The sequence below is a fragment of the Sphingobacterium composti genome (genome assembly GCF_009829075.1).
Taxonomy (GTDB): domain Bacteria; phylum Bacteroidota; class Bacteroidia; order Sphingobacteriales; family Sphingobacteriaceae; genus Sphingobacterium; species Sphingobacterium composti.
The window spans coordinates 17,551-33,850 of sequence record NZ_WUQZ01000005.1 but is presented as its reverse complement, the minus strand read 5'-3'; the positions used below and the strand labels follow the sequence as shown (position 1 = coordinate 33,850).

At 35.3% G+C, this 16,300-nt stretch carries 11 protein-coding genes; 1 reads left to right on the top strand and 10 read right to left on the bottom strand.

The features are described 5' to 3' along the window. Nucleotides 1–15 precede the first annotated feature (15 nt). The 8 genes from GOQ17_RS05040 to GOQ17_RS05005 all read right to left on the bottom strand — a co-directional run bounded on the left by GOQ17_RS05040 (nt 16) and on the right by GOQ17_RS05005 (nt 10,279). Nucleotides 16–822 carry an alpha/beta hydrolase gene (locus GOQ17_RS05040; RefSeq protein ID WP_159635737.1) on the bottom strand — a complete coding sequence of 269 codons (807 nt, stop codon included), beginning with the start codon at nt 820–822 and terminating at the stop codon, nt 16–18. A 6-nt stretch (nt 823–828) separates the two neighbouring features. After that, nucleotides 829–1,695 carry a hypothetical protein gene (locus tag GOQ17_RS05035; protein WP_159635734.1) on the bottom strand — a complete coding sequence of 289 codons (867 nt, stop codon included), beginning with the start codon at nt 1,693–1,695 and terminating at the stop codon, nt 829–831. 4 nt (nt 1,696–1,699) lie between these two features. Next, nucleotides 1,700–3,364, bottom strand: a complete 1,665-nt coding sequence (locus GOQ17_RS05030) for a PNGase F N-terminal domain-containing protein (RefSeq protein ID WP_159635731.1) — start codon at nt 3,362–3,364, stop codon at nt 1,700–1,702. Between the two features lie 19 nt (nt 3,365–3,383). Then, nucleotides 3,384–4,430, bottom strand: coding sequence for a ferredoxin--NADP reductase (locus GOQ17_RS05025; RefSeq protein WP_159635728.1), 1,047 nt, complete (start codon nt 4,428–4,430; stop codon nt 3,384–3,386). Between the two features lie 85 nt (nt 4,431–4,515). After that, nucleotides 4,516–7,584 (bottom strand): translation initiation factor IF-2, encoded by a 3,069-nt coding sequence (gene infB, locus GOQ17_RS05020; protein ID WP_159635725.1) that lies wholly within the window; start codon nt 7,582–7,584, stop codon nt 4,516–4,518. A gap of 107 nt (nt 7,585–7,691) precedes the next feature. Next, nucleotides 7,692–8,933, bottom strand: a complete 1,242-nt coding sequence (gene nusA, locus GOQ17_RS05015; RefSeq protein ID WP_159635722.1) for a transcription termination factor NusA — start codon at nt 8,931–8,933, stop codon at nt 7,692–7,694. Nucleotide 8,934: 1 nt separating this feature from the next. Continuing rightward, complete coding sequence (gene rimP, locus GOQ17_RS05010; protein ID WP_159635719.1) at nt 8,935–9,399, bottom strand: ribosome assembly cofactor RimP; 465 nt, start codon at nt 9,397–9,399, stop codon at nt 8,935–8,937. Between the two features lie 103 nt (nt 9,400–9,502). Next, a complete protein-coding gene (locus GOQ17_RS05005; RefSeq protein WP_159635716.1) occupies nt 9,503–10,279 on the bottom strand; it encodes an XRE family transcriptional regulator in 777 nt (258 codons plus the stop codon). 104 nt (nt 10,280–10,383) lie between these two features. Between GOQ17_RS05005 and GOQ17_RS05000 the strand changes: the two genes are divergently transcribed. After that, a complete protein-coding gene (locus GOQ17_RS05000; RefSeq protein ID WP_159635713.1) occupies nt 10,384–10,701 on the top strand; it encodes a GIY-YIG nuclease family protein in 318 nt (105 codons plus the stop codon). A gap of 56 nt (nt 10,702–10,757) precedes the next feature. Here GOQ17_RS05000 and GOQ17_RS04995 read toward each other — a convergent pair whose 3' ends face one another. Together GOQ17_RS04995 and GOQ17_RS04990 are read right to left on the bottom strand one after the other, a co-directional pair. Beyond that, a complete protein-coding gene (locus tag GOQ17_RS04995; RefSeq protein WP_159635710.1) occupies nt 10,758–13,835 on the bottom strand; it encodes a DPP IV N-terminal domain-containing protein in 3,078 nt (1,025 codons plus the stop codon). A 38-nt stretch (nt 13,836–13,873) separates the two neighbouring features. Further along, nucleotides 13,874–16,105: a transglycosylase domain-containing protein gene (locus GOQ17_RS04990; protein ID WP_394350596.1), complete on the bottom strand. Its 2,232-nt coding sequence runs from the start codon at nt 16,103–16,105 to the stop codon at nt 13,874–13,876. Nucleotides 16,106–16,300: the final 195 nt, after the last annotated feature.

Sequence of the window (16,300 nt, the reverse complement as noted above, 5' to 3'; positions counted from 1 at the left end):
GATATAAATAAAATTTTAATTTCTAAAAAACTGATCAAAAAATGCCATTTGATAAGGTAATGACTGTGCCCAATAATTCCAGTCGTGTTTGCCAGGCATGTTCAAATAGGAATGTTGAATATTAAGATAAGTCAATTTTTTATGTAATTCTTCGTTTACTCCAAAGAAAAAATCGTCATACCCACAATCTATGAATATTTTAAGGTTATTGGGTTTTATCAAATGCAACATTTCCATCACCGTATGTTCATTCCACTTTTCCTTATTTAAGGCGTATTCACCTAATCTTTTACTCATATCCCAGTTATTCGGAAAAGGACGAATATCAACCCCACCCGCAGTACTACCTACAGCGCCATATATATCTTGATGACGTATAGCTAAATAAAGTGCCCCATGTCCACCCATGCTCAAGCCTGTAATAGCTCTTCCAGAGCGGTGTTTGCAAACTTTATAATTCGTTTCAATATGATCAATCAATTCTTTACTAACAAATGTTTCATATTGAAATTCAGACGTTGTATCCCAATACCAACTACCAAAGCCACCGTCAGGACACACAACCATATAATTGTAGCGATCTACTAAAGTCTTGAGATAAGGGACTTTATCAACCCAATTCGAATAGTTACCACTATAACCATGAAGTAAATACAAAGTAGGAATTATCTTATCATTTGAATTATCAGGAACAATCACTACGGCTTTAATTTTCTTATTCATACTAGGAGAATAAACCTCAATAGTATCTACTTTTGAAGCAAAAGATTGCTGTGTTCCGACAAAAATAAAGATGAGTAATAAAGAATAAAGGTTTTTCATAATTTTTTAAAAATCGTATTTGTAAAGATAGGAATCCAAACCAAAAGGACGCTCAGAAATCGTATAGAAATAGCGTTTTTCTAAGTCAAAACAAATTGCCTCACCTTGCGGTTCGATAAGATAAGGTATATTCTTAGGAATTCTTTTTAATGTTTCAATCAACCGCTCATTACTCTTCCTTTCCCAAAAAAATACATTTGTCAAATTTTTAGCTATAATTACATTTCCGTCTTGCGAAATGTCTGCTGCAGTGGTGAAAGTGAATGGTAAAGTTAATTTTGGGTCTAATACCAATGTTGAGTTACTTTCCATTTCTAAAGGAAAACTAAATACAGTACTTTCTAGATCACGTTTTGATATGATATAAACCTGATTATCAATCGGGTCAACGAAAAGTGCCTCAGCATCTCTCCTTTTGTCAGCATATTTGTATTTAATTTCTTTAAATAAGGGAACTTTCATAGTAGAATTATTACTAATATCTAGGTTAGGTTCTTCGATAATGTATAGTGATAATATTTCCCTGTTCCTAAGATTATTACCAATATCTCCTAACATCAAAAATTTTTTTCCTTTATATTTAAAACGTGTAATATCTTCACAATCTATAGCTTTTACTCCTTCTATTTCAACTTTAACTTTAACCGATGCTGTAGAATCAATCAAATATATGTTCGCTCCATCTCCACTATCATTGTGTACCCAAAAACACCCCTTTTTAAATGTATATGGCGTTATACCTGAGATTTCTGTTATAGCAGAACTTGTTACTTTTCCAAGCTTTAGAGGGCTTTGTCCGTTTGATATATTTAACACAAAAAGACCAATGAAAACTAGAAAAATGTGCAAATAAGTACTTTTCGAAAATTTCATCTTTCTATTTATCATAGAGTAATGCGCCACTTACATTCCAAAAACTTTGACTATCGCCTTCTGCTGGCCCTTGAGGTATGTGCACGCGAATTTTATGCTTACCAGCTTTCAAATCCCCCAAATCTATATAATTCGGATAAGTAATAGTGCCAGGACACCAATTGGAACGACTCAAATCCGAAGAAGAAAGTCCACTATCAAAATTACCAGATACAGGATTATATAATCTATAACTACCACAATCGACACGCCATGGCGTAAACTGAAATTTCAATTCATTATTGATATAAATTGAATTTACCTTTGGAACAAATTCATCTCCATTCCACCAACCACCATGTCCAGTGGTGATGTAACGAAGTCGCGCGTTCGTAATATCCTCTTTTAACTCGAACTCAAATTCTAATCCCTTTTGTGATCCAAATAAAGTTGGATAAGTTTGGCCGCCCATTTCCATCACATTTGTGGTATTAAATAAAGACATTGTCTCAGTTTTTCTTGCATAATTAGAATTGCCGGGATGTATTGTCAATTCCAGACTTATTATATGTCCCCCCTTATCATAATTGCCAATATAAGTTCCTATATAGACCTCCTTCCCTGACATAGTAGCTAAAAACTCAGAAACATCTTGTCTATAAGTAACCGAATCTTGCCAGGTTTTACCCTTTAATGTTAACCTGTCATTAAAATGTGAAACACCAAATGGCGTAAAAAACCTCATCAATTCGAGAACCGGAGAAAAATCAGTAGTACGCACCATTCCCCAATAGTCTTTGCCATCGCCTACATCATACTTTGGTAATGTTGACATTCCATTTATCATACCATCGAAAAATGTTAGTGGCTGATCCTCTGCAATCATAAAAACCGATCCAGTACGATCATATGCATCCCCATTTGATTTCTCAATCAACTCAATAAAAGCCTGACTTTCATCTAATAACTGTGGTACCTTAATTTTTTTCAAAATCACCGTACCTGCTGCAAATCGTAATATTGAATCAGACTTAACATTATCGGGATCAAAGCAAATTCTTTCATTCCTAAAGATTGGTATTTGAATAAATTTGCTCTTCCATACTTCGTCACGGTAGGTCAAAATATCTAAAACTTCATCAGAACTTGGAATTATATGAGCTTTAGGAAAATCTTTTACTTCCTCTATTTTAGTAGCTACTAGACCACTATTCCCATTTCGTATATATTCCAAAACTAAACCTTTTGATATACCAATTTCTGTAGGACCTGCATAGATGTTCAACTCTTTGGTGTAAAATATATCAATCGTATTAGAATTAACAGAAGTTGTAGACTTTATTGTTTTCTTATCTAATATAATTTTCGATTCGTTTTTATCGCTAAAAGAATACCTATTATAACCTGTAGAATCGGCAGCAAAAATGACACTTCGATTTTGAAATATTGATTTCTTATAAATGATTTTAGATTTATTATCTATTATACTTTCTTCAGCTGTTTGTTTAAACTTATTATCAAGAATACTCTGTTTAGTTATGACAGACCTATCCTTATCAGCAAATACAATTACAGGATCAACATCTAATATTTGATTGTTTCGCGTTAAATTGTAAGTAATTTTATAGACTTGAGCTTTGATACTATGAGTAACGAATGCAAAAAAAATCAGAAAGAAGAATTTTTTCATCAAATTGGCTTTTAATTATTTACAATATGTCAATTATTGTTCCATCTTCAGTTGGATGTGACACACAAATCAAACATTTACCTCTTTCAACTTCATTATCTGTTAATACTTCGTTATAATCCATCTTAACAGCACCTTTTGTTACTTGAGAAATACATGTACTACACATACCTGACTTACATGAATACGGCAACTTAATTTTATGCTCCAATCCTACATCTAAGATTGTTTTATTTGATGGAACTATCAATTTGAATTCTTCTCCATTAAACAATAGTGTAACATTATATTCCTTATCGTCAATAACCTCTTCCTCACGTTCATCATCGTCCTCTTCTTCTTCAGGAAAATGAAAAGTTTCTTTTCGAACATTCTCTTCTGGGAATCCCATTCCTAATAAGGTGAATTTTACCAAATCCATATAAAACAATGGACCACAAGTATAGAATAAAGCATCCTCCTTATCATTCAACAAATTTTCATTCAACAATGATATTAGATACTCTCTGTTTAGCCTAGCTTTAGACAAATTCTTAGAATCTGACCATATAAACTCAATTTTCAATCTATTTGGGTATTTCTGCTGCCATTCTAATAATTCATCGTAAAAAGCAGTTTTTTCTCTTGATGAATTACTATAAACCAATATAATCTTTGTGTTTTGTTCTTCAATCAACGCCGTTTTCAAAATAGAATATAGCGGTGTAATCCCTACTCCCGCAGCGAAAAGAAAAACTGTTCGTTGAGAATTTATGTTAGGCTCGTATATAAATAACCCTTGTGGTTCCAATACATTAATCGTGTCACCAACTTGCAGTTTATGATGTAATAGTCTAGAAATTTCACCATTTTCTACTCGTTTAACAGTGATTTCAAGCGGTTCTGACAAAGCAGGTGAACTACTAAATGAATAAGAACGTCTAACTTCACGCTCTCCAAACTCAAAAGACAATGTAAGGAATTGACCAGCCTTGTAAGCTGGAAATTGACCAGATTTATCCTCAAAACGAATAGATATTATATGGTTAGGACGTTGAATTATTTCCGAAACACTAAATTCATACATAGACTAAAGATATAAAGAAAATGATTCACAAATAAAAAATCCTGACTCTTCGAGTCAGGATTTTACATTAATATTATGTGCAAGATTACAACTTACGTTTTACTTCTACTTGTTCGTATGCTTCTACGATATCGCCTACTTGAATATCATTGAATTTGTCGATGTTCAAACCACATTCATAACCATGTGTTACTTCTTTAACATCATCTTTGAAACGTTTCAATGATGCTAATTTTCCTGTATGAATTACGACACCATCGCGAATGATACGGATATCATTTTGACGTGTGATTTTTCCACTAGTAACCATACATCCTGCGATTGTACCGACTTTTGTAATTTTGAAAGTTTCACGAATTTCAACTTCACCCACGATTTTCTCTTCAAACTTAGGAGCCAACATACCTTCCATCGCTGATTTCAATTCGTCAATAGCATCATAAATGATTGAATACAAACGAACATCAATTTGTTCCGCTTCAGCAAGCTTACGTGCATTTTGTGTAGGACGAACTTGGAAACCTATTATAATCGCATCAGAAGCTGAAGCTAATAAAACATCAGATTCAGAGATAGCACCCACTGACTTGTGGATAATATTAACTTGAATTTCGTCAGTAGACAATTTCAACAATGAATCAGATAATGCTTCAATAGAACCATCCACGTCACCTTTCACGATTACATTCAACTCTTTGAAGTTACCAATTGCTAAACGACGACCAATTTCATCTAATGTAATATGTTTAGTAGCACGCATTCCTTGCTCACGTTGAAGTTGTAAACGTTTATTTGCAACTTGACGTGCTTCAGACTCACTTTCTAAAACATAAAGTTTATCACCAGCTGTCGGCGCACCAGACATACCTAATATTTGTACAGGAGTTGAAGGTCCAGCCTCTTTCACACGTTCGCCACGCTCATTAGTTAACGCTTTCACTTTACCTGAGTGAGAACCTGCTAAAATAGCATCTCCAACACGCAAAGTACCACCTTGAACTAATACTGTCGTCACGATACCGCGACCTTTATCCAAAGCTGATTCGATTACCGAACCTACAGCACGCTTTTTAGGGTCTGCTTTTAATTCTAATAATTCAGCTTCTAATAATACTTTTTCTAATAATAAATCAACGTTTTCACCAGTCTTAGCAGAAATCTCTTGAGCTTGGTATTTACCACCCCAATCCTCTACTAAAATGTTCATTGCTGATAATTGTTCACGAATTCGGTCAGCATTAGCACCTGGTTTATCTACTTTGGTGAAAGCAAATACAATCGGTGAACCAGCTGCTTGTGCGTGGTTGATGGCTTCTCGCGTTTGAGGCATCACGGCATCATCTGCTGCGATTACGATAATAACGATATCCGTTACTTTAGCACCACGAGCACGCATCGCTGTAAAGGCTTCGTGACCTGGTGTATCTAAAAATGTAATCTTACGACCATCATCTAATTTTACCGCATATGCACCAATATGTTGGGTAATACCACCCGCTTCTCCTTTAGTAACATTAGCTTTACGAACATAATCTAATAATGAAGTTTTACCATGGTCAACGTGTCCCATTACTGTAACGATTGGAGCACGAGGGATTAAGTTTGCTTCGTTATCTTCTTCTTCAAGTTCAGCTATTTCCTCATCTTCAGGTTTAATAAATTCAACTTGGTAACCAAATTCATCTGCAACTATAGTTAATGTTTCTGCATCCAATCTTTGATTGATTGACACAAACATACCCAAACTCATACAAGTAGCAATAATCTGAGTAACTTGAACATCCATTAGATTTGCTAATTCATTTGCCGTAACAAATTCAGTTACACGCAAAATTTTAGCTTGTAATTCTTGCTCCATTGCTGCTTCTTCAGCTGAAAGAGCTATATCATCACGCTTTTGACGACGTAATTTAGCACGTTGAGCAAATTTACCAGACTTACCTGCGCCACTCAAACGAGCAAGTGTTGCTTTAATTTGATCTTGAATTTCTTTTTCAGACAATTCTTCTTTAGGAGCATCATTTCTTCCGCCCTTACCTCTATTATCAAATCTTCCTCTATTCCCTTGGTTGTTATTATTACCTCCAGGACGATTTACATTTGTATTGTTACCTCTTGGGCCACCTTGTTGTTGACCTCCAGGTCTATTTTGTCCACCTTGACCTTGTGGTCTATTCTGACCATAAGGAGCGCCTTGTTGTCTATTTTGACCACCTTGTTGCTGATTGTTTTGATCATTTGGAGATACAGGAGAACCAGGCTTATTCGTACGCTTACGCTTACGTTTGTTATCTTGATTTGAATTAGAAGATGAAGCTACCGGTTTTTCTTTCGGTTTGAAAGTTGGTAATTCAATTTTACCGATAACCTTAGGGCCCTCTAATTTTTCTGAGCGTGCGCGAATAACATCGTCAACAGGCTCTTTACTCACAGGTGGAGTTGCAGGAACTGCTGCTGCTGCTGGAGTCACAGGTTTTTGTTCTGCTTTTTCCACAGGCTTACTTTCCACTTTCGGAGCGACAACTTCTTGTACAGGCTTAACCTCTTCCTTGACAGGTTTAGGAGCTTCTACTTTTTCAACTTGTACAGGTTTTACCTCTACTTTGGGTTCTTCTTTCACCTCTTTTATTATAGGTTCTGGTTTAGGTTCTTCTTTTTTCTCAGCCACTGGAGTTTCAATTGGCTTCGGAGCGACAGTTTCCTCAACCTTTTTAGGCTTTGGTTTATTTAAACTATCTAAATCAATTTTACCAACAACCTTTAAAGCACCTGTATTTGTTTCCTCTTTCTCTTCCTTCGCAGGTTGTTCTTTAGTCACTGCAGGAGGAGTTACCAAAGGACTCTTAATTAAAATCTCATTTTCTGCTTCATCATTTTTTGAAGGAGATGACTCTGGAGAAGGAGCAGAATTGCCTGATACAGGAGCTTCTTCACGACGAATCTTGCCAATTACAATTTGCTTAGCTTCATCTTTTGCGATTTTGTCTCCTTGAAATTTACGCAAAAGAACATCGTACATATCCGCAGCTAACTTTGTAGTTGGTTTTGCTTCTACATCAAAACCTTTTTCCTTCAAATAATCAACCGCAGTACCAATACCAATATTAAGCTCTTTTGCCGCTTTAAGTAAGTTTATGCTTTTACCTTCTGTCATCTAATATTAACCTTCTAAAAATTCTGTTCTTTACAAAAATATGATTTTTTCGGACGCCTTTAACAAATATTTACATTTTCTCTGTAACTTATTTTGCAATCTGAGTTTTATTCAAACTCAGATGCTAAAATGCGAACGATCTCTTGGATTGTATCTTCTTCTAAATCTGTACGACGCACCAATTCTTCGTGTGATAATGACAATACTGATTTCGCACTATCCAATCCAACACGTTTTAATTCGTCAATTATCCAGCTGTCAATTTCGTCTGCGAATTCTTCGATATCCACATCCTCCTCTACTTCGTCATTTTCACGATAAACGTCAATTTCATAACCTGTCAACTTACCTGCCAACTTGATGTTGTGCCCACCACGGCCGATTGCCAACGATACCTGATCAGGTTTTAAGTATACAGCAGCCGTTTTATTTTCATCATCAATTTTGATAGATGTAATACGAGCTGGGCTCAATGCACGAGTGATATATAATGAAGAATTTGTAGTGAAGTTAATCACATCAATATTCTCATTACGCAACTCGCGAACGATACCATGAATACGTGAACCTTTCATACCCACACAAGCTCCTACTGGATCAATACGGTCATCGTAAGATTCAACCGCGACTTTAGCACGCTCTCCTGGTTCACGAACGATTTTCTTGATAGTAATCAAACCATCAAATATCTCAGGAACCTCTAACTCAAATAAACGTTGTAAAAATTCAGGTGCTGTACGTGAAATAATAATCTTAGGATTACTATTCATCATATCTACCTTATGCACTACTGCGCGAATACTATCTCCTTTTTTGAAATAATCCGCAGGAATTTGTTCTGTTTTTGGTAACAATAATTCATTACCATCTTCATCTAATACTAAGATTTCTTTTTTCCAAATTTGGTAAACTTCACCGATTACCAATTCGCCTTCACGATCTTTGTATTTTTTGAATACTTCGTCTTTTTCTAATTCTAATACTTTAGAAACTAAAGTCTGACGAGCAGCTAAAATAGCACGTCTACCAAAGCTTTCTAACGTGATTTGTTCGATATAATCGTCACCGACTTCCAAATCTGGATCGTATTGATGTGCCTCTGCTAATTCGATTTCTAAATCATCGTCTTCTGAGAAACCATCTTCCATTACCACACGTGTTCTCCAGATCTCTAAGTCACCATTATCTGGGTTTACGATTACGTCAACATTCTCATCCGTACCGAAACGTTTACGAATCATACTACGAAATACTTCTTCAAGTACTGTGATTACCGTTGGACGGTCAATATTTTTGAACTCTTTAAACTCCTGAAAAGAGTCAATCAAATTAATATTGGTGCTGCTCATTTTATTTAAATGAAATTAAAACTCTTGTTTCTTTTATTTGATCTATTGGCAATATCGCTTCTTTTAATTCTGCTTTTTTGCCCTTTTCTTTTACTTTTTCTTCAACAACAATTTCTGAAGCAGATGCAGCTAAAAGTTTACCTTCCTTCTTGTCACCATTAACTAATTTCACGCGCACATCTCTGCCAATATTTTTGTCATACTGACGTTGCATAGTTAATGGAGAGTCAATACCTGGCGAAGAGACTTCCAATCGATAAGCCTGTTCGATTACATTTTCTTCTTCCAAATGATAACCTACATGTCTGCTTACAGCAACACAATCCTCGATCGAAATCCCATTATCACCATCTAACAAAATGGATAAAATCCCATTTTTTAACATAGTGATATTAACGATAAAAAGTTCGGGACGATCGGATATTTTCTCTTCTACTAATTCTCTAACGCGTTTTTCAACCTGCATATTATTTCAAAATTGAATTAAAAAAGGGGGCATTCCATGCCCCCTTTCCTTTCAGATAATGCAAATATACACATTTATTATATAAGCAAGAAATTTCGACATACTATTTTTTCGTTTCAACTACAGAATTTATAGTTTTTTGCATTTGTGCCATCATAGTCGTTAATGACTCAATGGTAGGTTCTGAAGTAGGCTCTGGAAATTCAGTCGATATATATGCTTTCGCTTTCCAAACTTCTAATATATCGTCAGTTTGCACCCAATATGGTTCATAAATTTTATTATCGGATATTAATTTTAACCCTTTTTCATCTTTATATTTAAACGCGACTCTTTTATACACTACACCTTCGTCTTTCGAAATAACTATATATGTTTGACCAGGTTTGATATCATGCCAATTTTCAACATATTCTCCTATTACGATTGAACCACTTGGCAATGGCAACATAGAATCTCCTTTAATTTCAAAAGCACGATAAGTTCCTTGATTAAACATTGGTAAAGAAAACTTAGGCAATTCCTTAACATATTCTGGATCAGCATATCCATTTAAATAACCAGCACTTGCTTTAACAGGAACTAGTTCGATATTTTCTCTATCGTCTGCATCAACGGTCACGGACAATACGCGCAAGTTGGAAGAATTACTTTTAGCAATAGGCTTCCACTTTTCGTCTATCACATCATTCGCTAATTCGTCCATACTCAAACCATAATATTCCGCTATTTTTTTTAGCAATTCGTATTTAGGTTCGGCACGATCTTCTTCATACGCACCAACCGAAGCACGTTTAATTTCCATTAAATCAGCGAACTGCTGCTGTGTAAGACTATGTTTCTTGCGGAGAAACTTAAGATTAGATGCAATATTTGACATTATATATTTTTCAAAATTATTTGTGAATACTAAAATTATTAGTAATATTGTGCCAATAAAATTAGTAAACATATTTTGTAAACCCAAATATTTTAGTAAAAAGCATGCAAAAACACATCGTATACATCATTACAGACGCAAATAGAATTTATGTTGAAGCCGGTTACTGTCAAGACATTAGCCTAAAATTATTTGAATTACAAAATTCAGCAAACTCGTTTATGTTGTGTGGATCTAAATTTTCAAGAATAGTACATACGGAAGAGTTTGATACTTTTGAAGCCGCAGAGCGGAGAAAAAATGAATTGAACACCTTCACGCGTATGCAAAAGGAAAAATTAATTCGTCGATACAATCCTAATTGGTTAGGAATCCACACCTTAGATACTACTATAATAAAGAAAGCTGCTGTTTATGCCTAAACATAAACAACAGCTTTTTACAACCTTAACATATATCGCAATGTATGGTATATAGACTACCAGCCAGGCGCAAAGTTTAATCCAAATGTTCCAAATTTTGATTTGGTCTTTTGGAATGGAATAGCATAATAAGGCTCTAATATCATTGCTCCGAATAAATTAATACGAAGCGATACTCCTGCACTGTAGACTGGCTTGAAATCCGTATTATGCACAAGCTTTGTGTCAGTAGGATTATTAATATCGAAAGTATATTGATTTCTGTCCCAAGCCACACCACCATCCAAAAAGAAATTCAAGTCAGAAAACAATAAGCCAGATTTAATTAAGGCAAGTTTTTCAGGACCCGTAAATGGAATGCGTATTTCAAAATTACCTACAGCCATCTTAGAACCTGATAATTGTTCAAATCCAGTATTTCCTGTTACATCGACATTCCCACTTTCATAACCACGGATAAGGTATGGATACCCAATATAAAGTGGGTATAAAGCCTTGTTATCCTCGCCCAAACGCATATATGAATACAAGCGTGCGGCTATAGTAACAGGCTTATAACGATTATATTTACGTAAGTCTATATTAAGTGCTGTAAAATTATAATCACCAAAATATTGTTCCGCACCTAATCTATATCGAAACCCTTGCAAAGGAGCTGTAATACCAAACACAGCATTATCGCCCACAAACCCTGAATTAACTTGTTGAATTATAAAAGGTTTAAAATTTCCTCCTAGTAATCCTGATGCTTCTTCATTAGTGATTCGTTGCCTATCCCCATATCCATAATAATAACTTTGTCTCCATTTATCAACACGATATCCATATCTAGAAATCGCAGCACCCACTTCAAAACGATGATTACGATTGAATGGATAAGCCACAAATCCTTCTGCTTGAGTTTGGAATGTACGAATCATGTATGTGCTAACAGCTAATTCATTTCCATAGCCAAAATCCTCATAACCATATTGTGAAAAACCTGTCATATAAGGAATATGTGATAAAGCACCACCCCAATTAAGTCGGCTTCGCTGATTTATATAAGCTACTTGTCCACCAAAATCATAAATCTCACCATTGATATTTAATGCTGAAAAAATTTGATTATAACCTAAAATATCAGAGAATTGACCTTGAATACCAGAACTAATCCCCGCACCATAACGTGATCCTACAGACATCCCTACGCCTGAGTTTGCGAGATAATCTAATTTGAATTTTGGCGTATAAGCGATATTATTAATTTGATTATCCGAAATACGTTGAAATACGTTGAAATTGCTTAAATTTCTATTTACTACATTGACACCCCTGTCAACATTTGGAGGCAAAATTGCCGCAGTCATATCTACTTCATGCGCAGATATTTGAACAGGAACAAATTCAGATACATTTGCCTTATAAATATTGTATTTTTTCTTCTTGAAAAAAGAATACACAATGTCGTCATTGGCTGACACAGATATTGCGGGAGAATATTCTGTAATACCTGAAATACCCGTGAAATAATCCGTCAAACGCTCTACTGTACTTGAACTCAAATGATATCTGTACATATTACGGAAACCATCACTATTGGATAAGAAAAATATAGAAGTGCCATCTCCAGAGAATTGTGGATTAAGATTGTTAGCATTAGGAAACACATCTATATTCGTTATTTTACCTGTAGTCACTTCATATAATGCCAAATTCATAGGAATTGTTACCGCTCTGCTATCGCTCTGCAATGCTAAACGATCAGTACTAAATACGATATACTTTCCATCACGAGAATAATTTGGTTGATAATCCGAATACACATCGTCGGTCAATTGTTTTAGCTCTTTGGTTCTTGTATTATATGTATACAAATCGGAATGTCCCTGAACTAATCCTGAAAAAGCAACTGTTTCACCATCTGGCGCCCAAGCAATATTTGCAAACTCAATGATGTCTCCCATCGCTTCTGTTAATAGTGGCTTACCGGTTTCGATATCTACCACCATCAGTTTATTTTTTCCTTGAGAAAATACAGAAAAGGCAAACTTTTTGGAATCAGGAGAAAAAGATCCAGCAGACTCTAAGAAACTAAACTCGTCGATATCTTTATTGGTTAATTTACTTCCCAATTTCCGTATTCGCTTTCCGGTGTTCGCATCCGCAAGGTATAAATCAATGCTAAACAAATCTTGTTCGGAAAGATATACGACATATTTTCCATCAGGAGATATAGTTGGCGATAGATTCATTTCTCCAGCATTAGTCTGATTAATAAGATTAATACCTATAGGACGAGTGGTAGTATCTCTGCCTAGGTTTCTATAAGCTTGTTCAATACTATTTTTCCACAAAGTTGACATTGTCTGCGCATCATAGCCGAATACTCTACGCATTGCAAATTCATAACCATACTTTGCTGTTTCAATAAAAAGCGGCATAATAACAGTATCACCATAAGTAGAGCCTATAAATGACCAAAATGCCTGCCCATACCGATAAGGAAAATAATTATAAGATTGCTCGGTCATTTGCTTCAACGATGGTATATCTTTGTGTAAATATGCATCACGCATCCACATTGATGTAAATGCATCTTTTTTTCCAATTGAAAAATATTCTGCCATACCCTCTATCATCCAAAGTGGAATATTACCAATGTTTTCTAAACGCGTAGAATCACCACCTTCCATAATCACACGATATTGGAAAGCATGAACCATCTCGTGCCCTAAAACGTGCCTCGTTTGCTGATTAATCTGCATTATAGGCATTATAACACGTTGTTTGAAGGCTTCAGTGACCCCTCCTGTCCCTACAGAAATCTCGCCATTAATTGCTGTTGTCTGTTGAAATTCAGGATGATTATTGTAGAAAATTATAGGGTTCTTTCTAGCAAAAGTATCTTGGAAAACTTGCTGGTGCATATCATACCAAACTTCAGATTCTTTGGACAACCAACGCATCATAGAATCATTTTCGAGGTAATAATAAATATTAAAATGCGGCGTATCGTAAACCTTGAAGTTTAACTTCTTGTAACGCATTTTGTTTTGGCCAAAATACTGTGCATCGACCGTTCCTCCAAAAGCAAGGAATAAGGTTATAAAACAGAAAATCTTATAAATATTTTTTTTCAATAACAAACTCATAATTATTCAGCTAGCATTATAAATTTAATAATATTTTATTATTGTTCATTGGTAGATTGAGATTGCTGCCCAGTGTTTTGATTTTCATCAATAGGATCCAATTCCAAATCATCATCCAAATCATTACTTGTACTATCCACTGGAGCCACATACATTGATCTAGGCGTTGGGCATTTGTACGTTTTCGTAATTTCAACAGTTGGCTCAGGAAATTTTCCATAAGTCACACCCAACTCTGGACGTTTATACAGTTCCTCCATAAAAGCTGCATAGATAGGGAGTGCTGTTTTAGAACCTTCTCCGGTAGCTGAATTTTTAAAATGAATACTTTGTTCATCACAGCCAACCCAAACTCCTGCTACTAAATCCTTTGTCACACCCATATACCAAGCATCTACATAATCCGAAGAGGTCCCTGTTTTACCCCCAATTTCATTGTTTTCTTTAAATAAATCCCACTCCCATAATGCTTGTGAAGTGCCACGCGGCTCTTCCAAAGTTCCACGCAACATATATGTCATAAGCCATGCATTTTCTGGGCTAATAACCTGTTTGTGCTCTGTTTGGAAGGATGCAATGACATTTCCCTCTTGATCAACAATTTTAGATACTAAAATAGGTTCTGTTGTCTTTCCTGCATTCATAAAAGTGCTGTATGCTTTCACCATCTCATACACAGATACATCATTAGGACCCAATCCTACAGATGGAACCGCCTGCAATTTGCTGTCGATACCACATTTGTGTGCTGCTTCAACAACTTTATTTGGCCCTACTGCTTGTGTTACTTGAGCCGTAATCGTATTTAACGAACGTGCCATCGCGTGACGCATAGTCATATCGCTATAAGAGATTGACCAATCTGCATTCTTAGGCTCCCACGATTCAGGACCATCTTTACCAATAAAATCGATTTTAACAGGCTTGTCGGTAAATTTATCACATGGTGACATACCGGATTCTAACGCAGCTAAGTATGCGAAAGGCTTAAAAGTAGAACCAGCTTGTCTTTTTGCCTGATTTACATGGTCAAATTTATAATACTGATGGTTAATACCTCCAACCCAAACTTTAATTTCACCATTATATGGATTCATAGCCATCATACCCGTATTTAACATCATTACATAGTGTTTTAATGAATCCATGGTAGAATAATTCACTTTTTCCATACCATCCCAAGTGAAGACTTCCATTTCTTTTTTCCGATGCAATACATTAAATACGCTATCCTCATTATTGCTATAGCGGTCCATTAAATTCTTATATATAGAAAGCTTCCTCGCTTGATTCTCCAAAAATTCAGGAATAACATTCCCCTCCTTGTCTCTCCATGGCTCACTATTTCCCCAAGTATTCTTAAGCCTGCGTTGCAATTCTTCCATTTTTTTTGCTACTACTTCCTCCGCAATCTTTTGCATACGGGAATCAATAGTTGTATAAATTTTTAAGCCCGCTTTGTTGATATCAATTTCATTGTCTTGACTCCATTTATCCAACCAACGATATACTGCCGAACGAAGATAGGAGTCATTTGCGTCCACATTATCGTGAAAACTCAAGTCTAATCTTAACGAGTCTTGTGTTAATTTTGCTACTTGGACTTGATTGATATATCCAGCTTTCTCCATTTGCCCCAATACTACGTTGCGTCTTTGTAAAGCATTTTTAGGATTTCTAATTGGATTATAAATCGTTGTGCCTTTCAGCATACCAATCAAAAGCGCACTTTCATTAGTGTCTAATGTGGAAGGAAGTTTATTAAAATAACGAAGAGATGCGGACTTGATACCATATGCATTATTACTAAAGGAAACTGTATTTAAGTACATAGTAATAATATCATTTTTAGGATACTTACTTTCCAATTTGTAAGCTGTCATCCACTCTTTGTATTTTGTAATCAAAATGCGCAAACCCGGAATCTTACTCAAATATCCTTGAGAATGTGCATATCGTGTTTTGAATAGATTTTTTGCTAGTTGTTGAGTGATCGTACTGGCTCCACGTTGATCGCCTTTAATAGTAGATACCACACCTGAAACCAAACCCAAGAAATCTACTCCATTGTGTTTATAAAAACGAATATCTTCAGTCGCAATCAAAGCATTGATAACTTGAGGTGATATACTATCAAAAGAAACAGGATCACGATCTTCATCAAAATAACGTCCAATCAATACAGAGTCTGCTGTATATAGTTCGGAAGCGACATTAAGTGTGGGCAATAAAATGTCTTTCTGTGTCGGGGAATATCCAAATAGACCCAAAAAATTAAGTTGAACGGCACATGTAAGCAATACTATAGAATAAAATCCTATTATAAAGTATCGCAAGAATCGATTTTTAACACGTCTAAACATAGAGTAAATATGACAAAAATGTTTTGTATAATCGCATATAAAACAATCTTTAAAGACTATGGATTTATAAAATTAACGAATTTTAACAAATCTTTGTTTTTG

Excerpts from the sequence above, each read along its gene's own strand:
- GOQ17_RS05040 (WP_159635737.1), bottom strand. The coding sequence starts at position 822 with ATGAAAAACCTTTATTCTTTATTACTCATCTTTATTTTTGTCGGAACA.
- GOQ17_RS05035 (WP_159635734.1), bottom strand. The coding sequence starts at position 1,695 with ATGAAATTTTCGAAAAGTACTTATTTGCACATTTTTCTAGTTTTCATT.
- GOQ17_RS05030 (WP_159635731.1), bottom strand. The coding sequence starts at position 3,364 with ATGAAAAAATTCTTCTTTCTGATTTTTTTTGCATTCGTTACTCATAGT.
- GOQ17_RS05025 (WP_159635728.1), bottom strand. The coding sequence starts at position 4,430 with ATGTATGAATTTAGTGTTTCGGAAATAATTCAACGTCCTAACCATATA.
- infB (WP_159635725.1), bottom strand. The coding sequence starts at position 7,584 with ATGACAGAAGGTAAAAGCATAAACTTACTTAAAGCGGCAAAAGAGCTT.
- nusA (WP_159635722.1), bottom strand. The coding sequence starts at position 8,933 with ATGAGCAGCACCAATATTAATTTGATTGACTCTTTTCAGGAGTTTAAA.
- rimP (WP_159635719.1), bottom strand. The coding sequence starts at position 9,399 with ATGCAGGTTGAAAAACGCGTTAGAGAATTAGTAGAAGAGAAAATATCC.
- GOQ17_RS05005 (WP_159635716.1), bottom strand. The coding sequence starts at position 10,279 with ATGTCAAATATTGCATCTAATCTTAAGTTTCTCCGCAAGAAACATAGT.
- GOQ17_RS05000 (WP_159635713.1), top strand. The coding sequence starts at position 10,384 with ATGCAAAAACACATCGTATACATCATTACAGACGCAAATAGAATTTAT.
- GOQ17_RS04995 (WP_159635710.1), bottom strand. The coding sequence starts at position 13,835 with ATGAGTTTGTTATTGAAAAAAAATATTTATAAGATTTTCTGTTTTATA.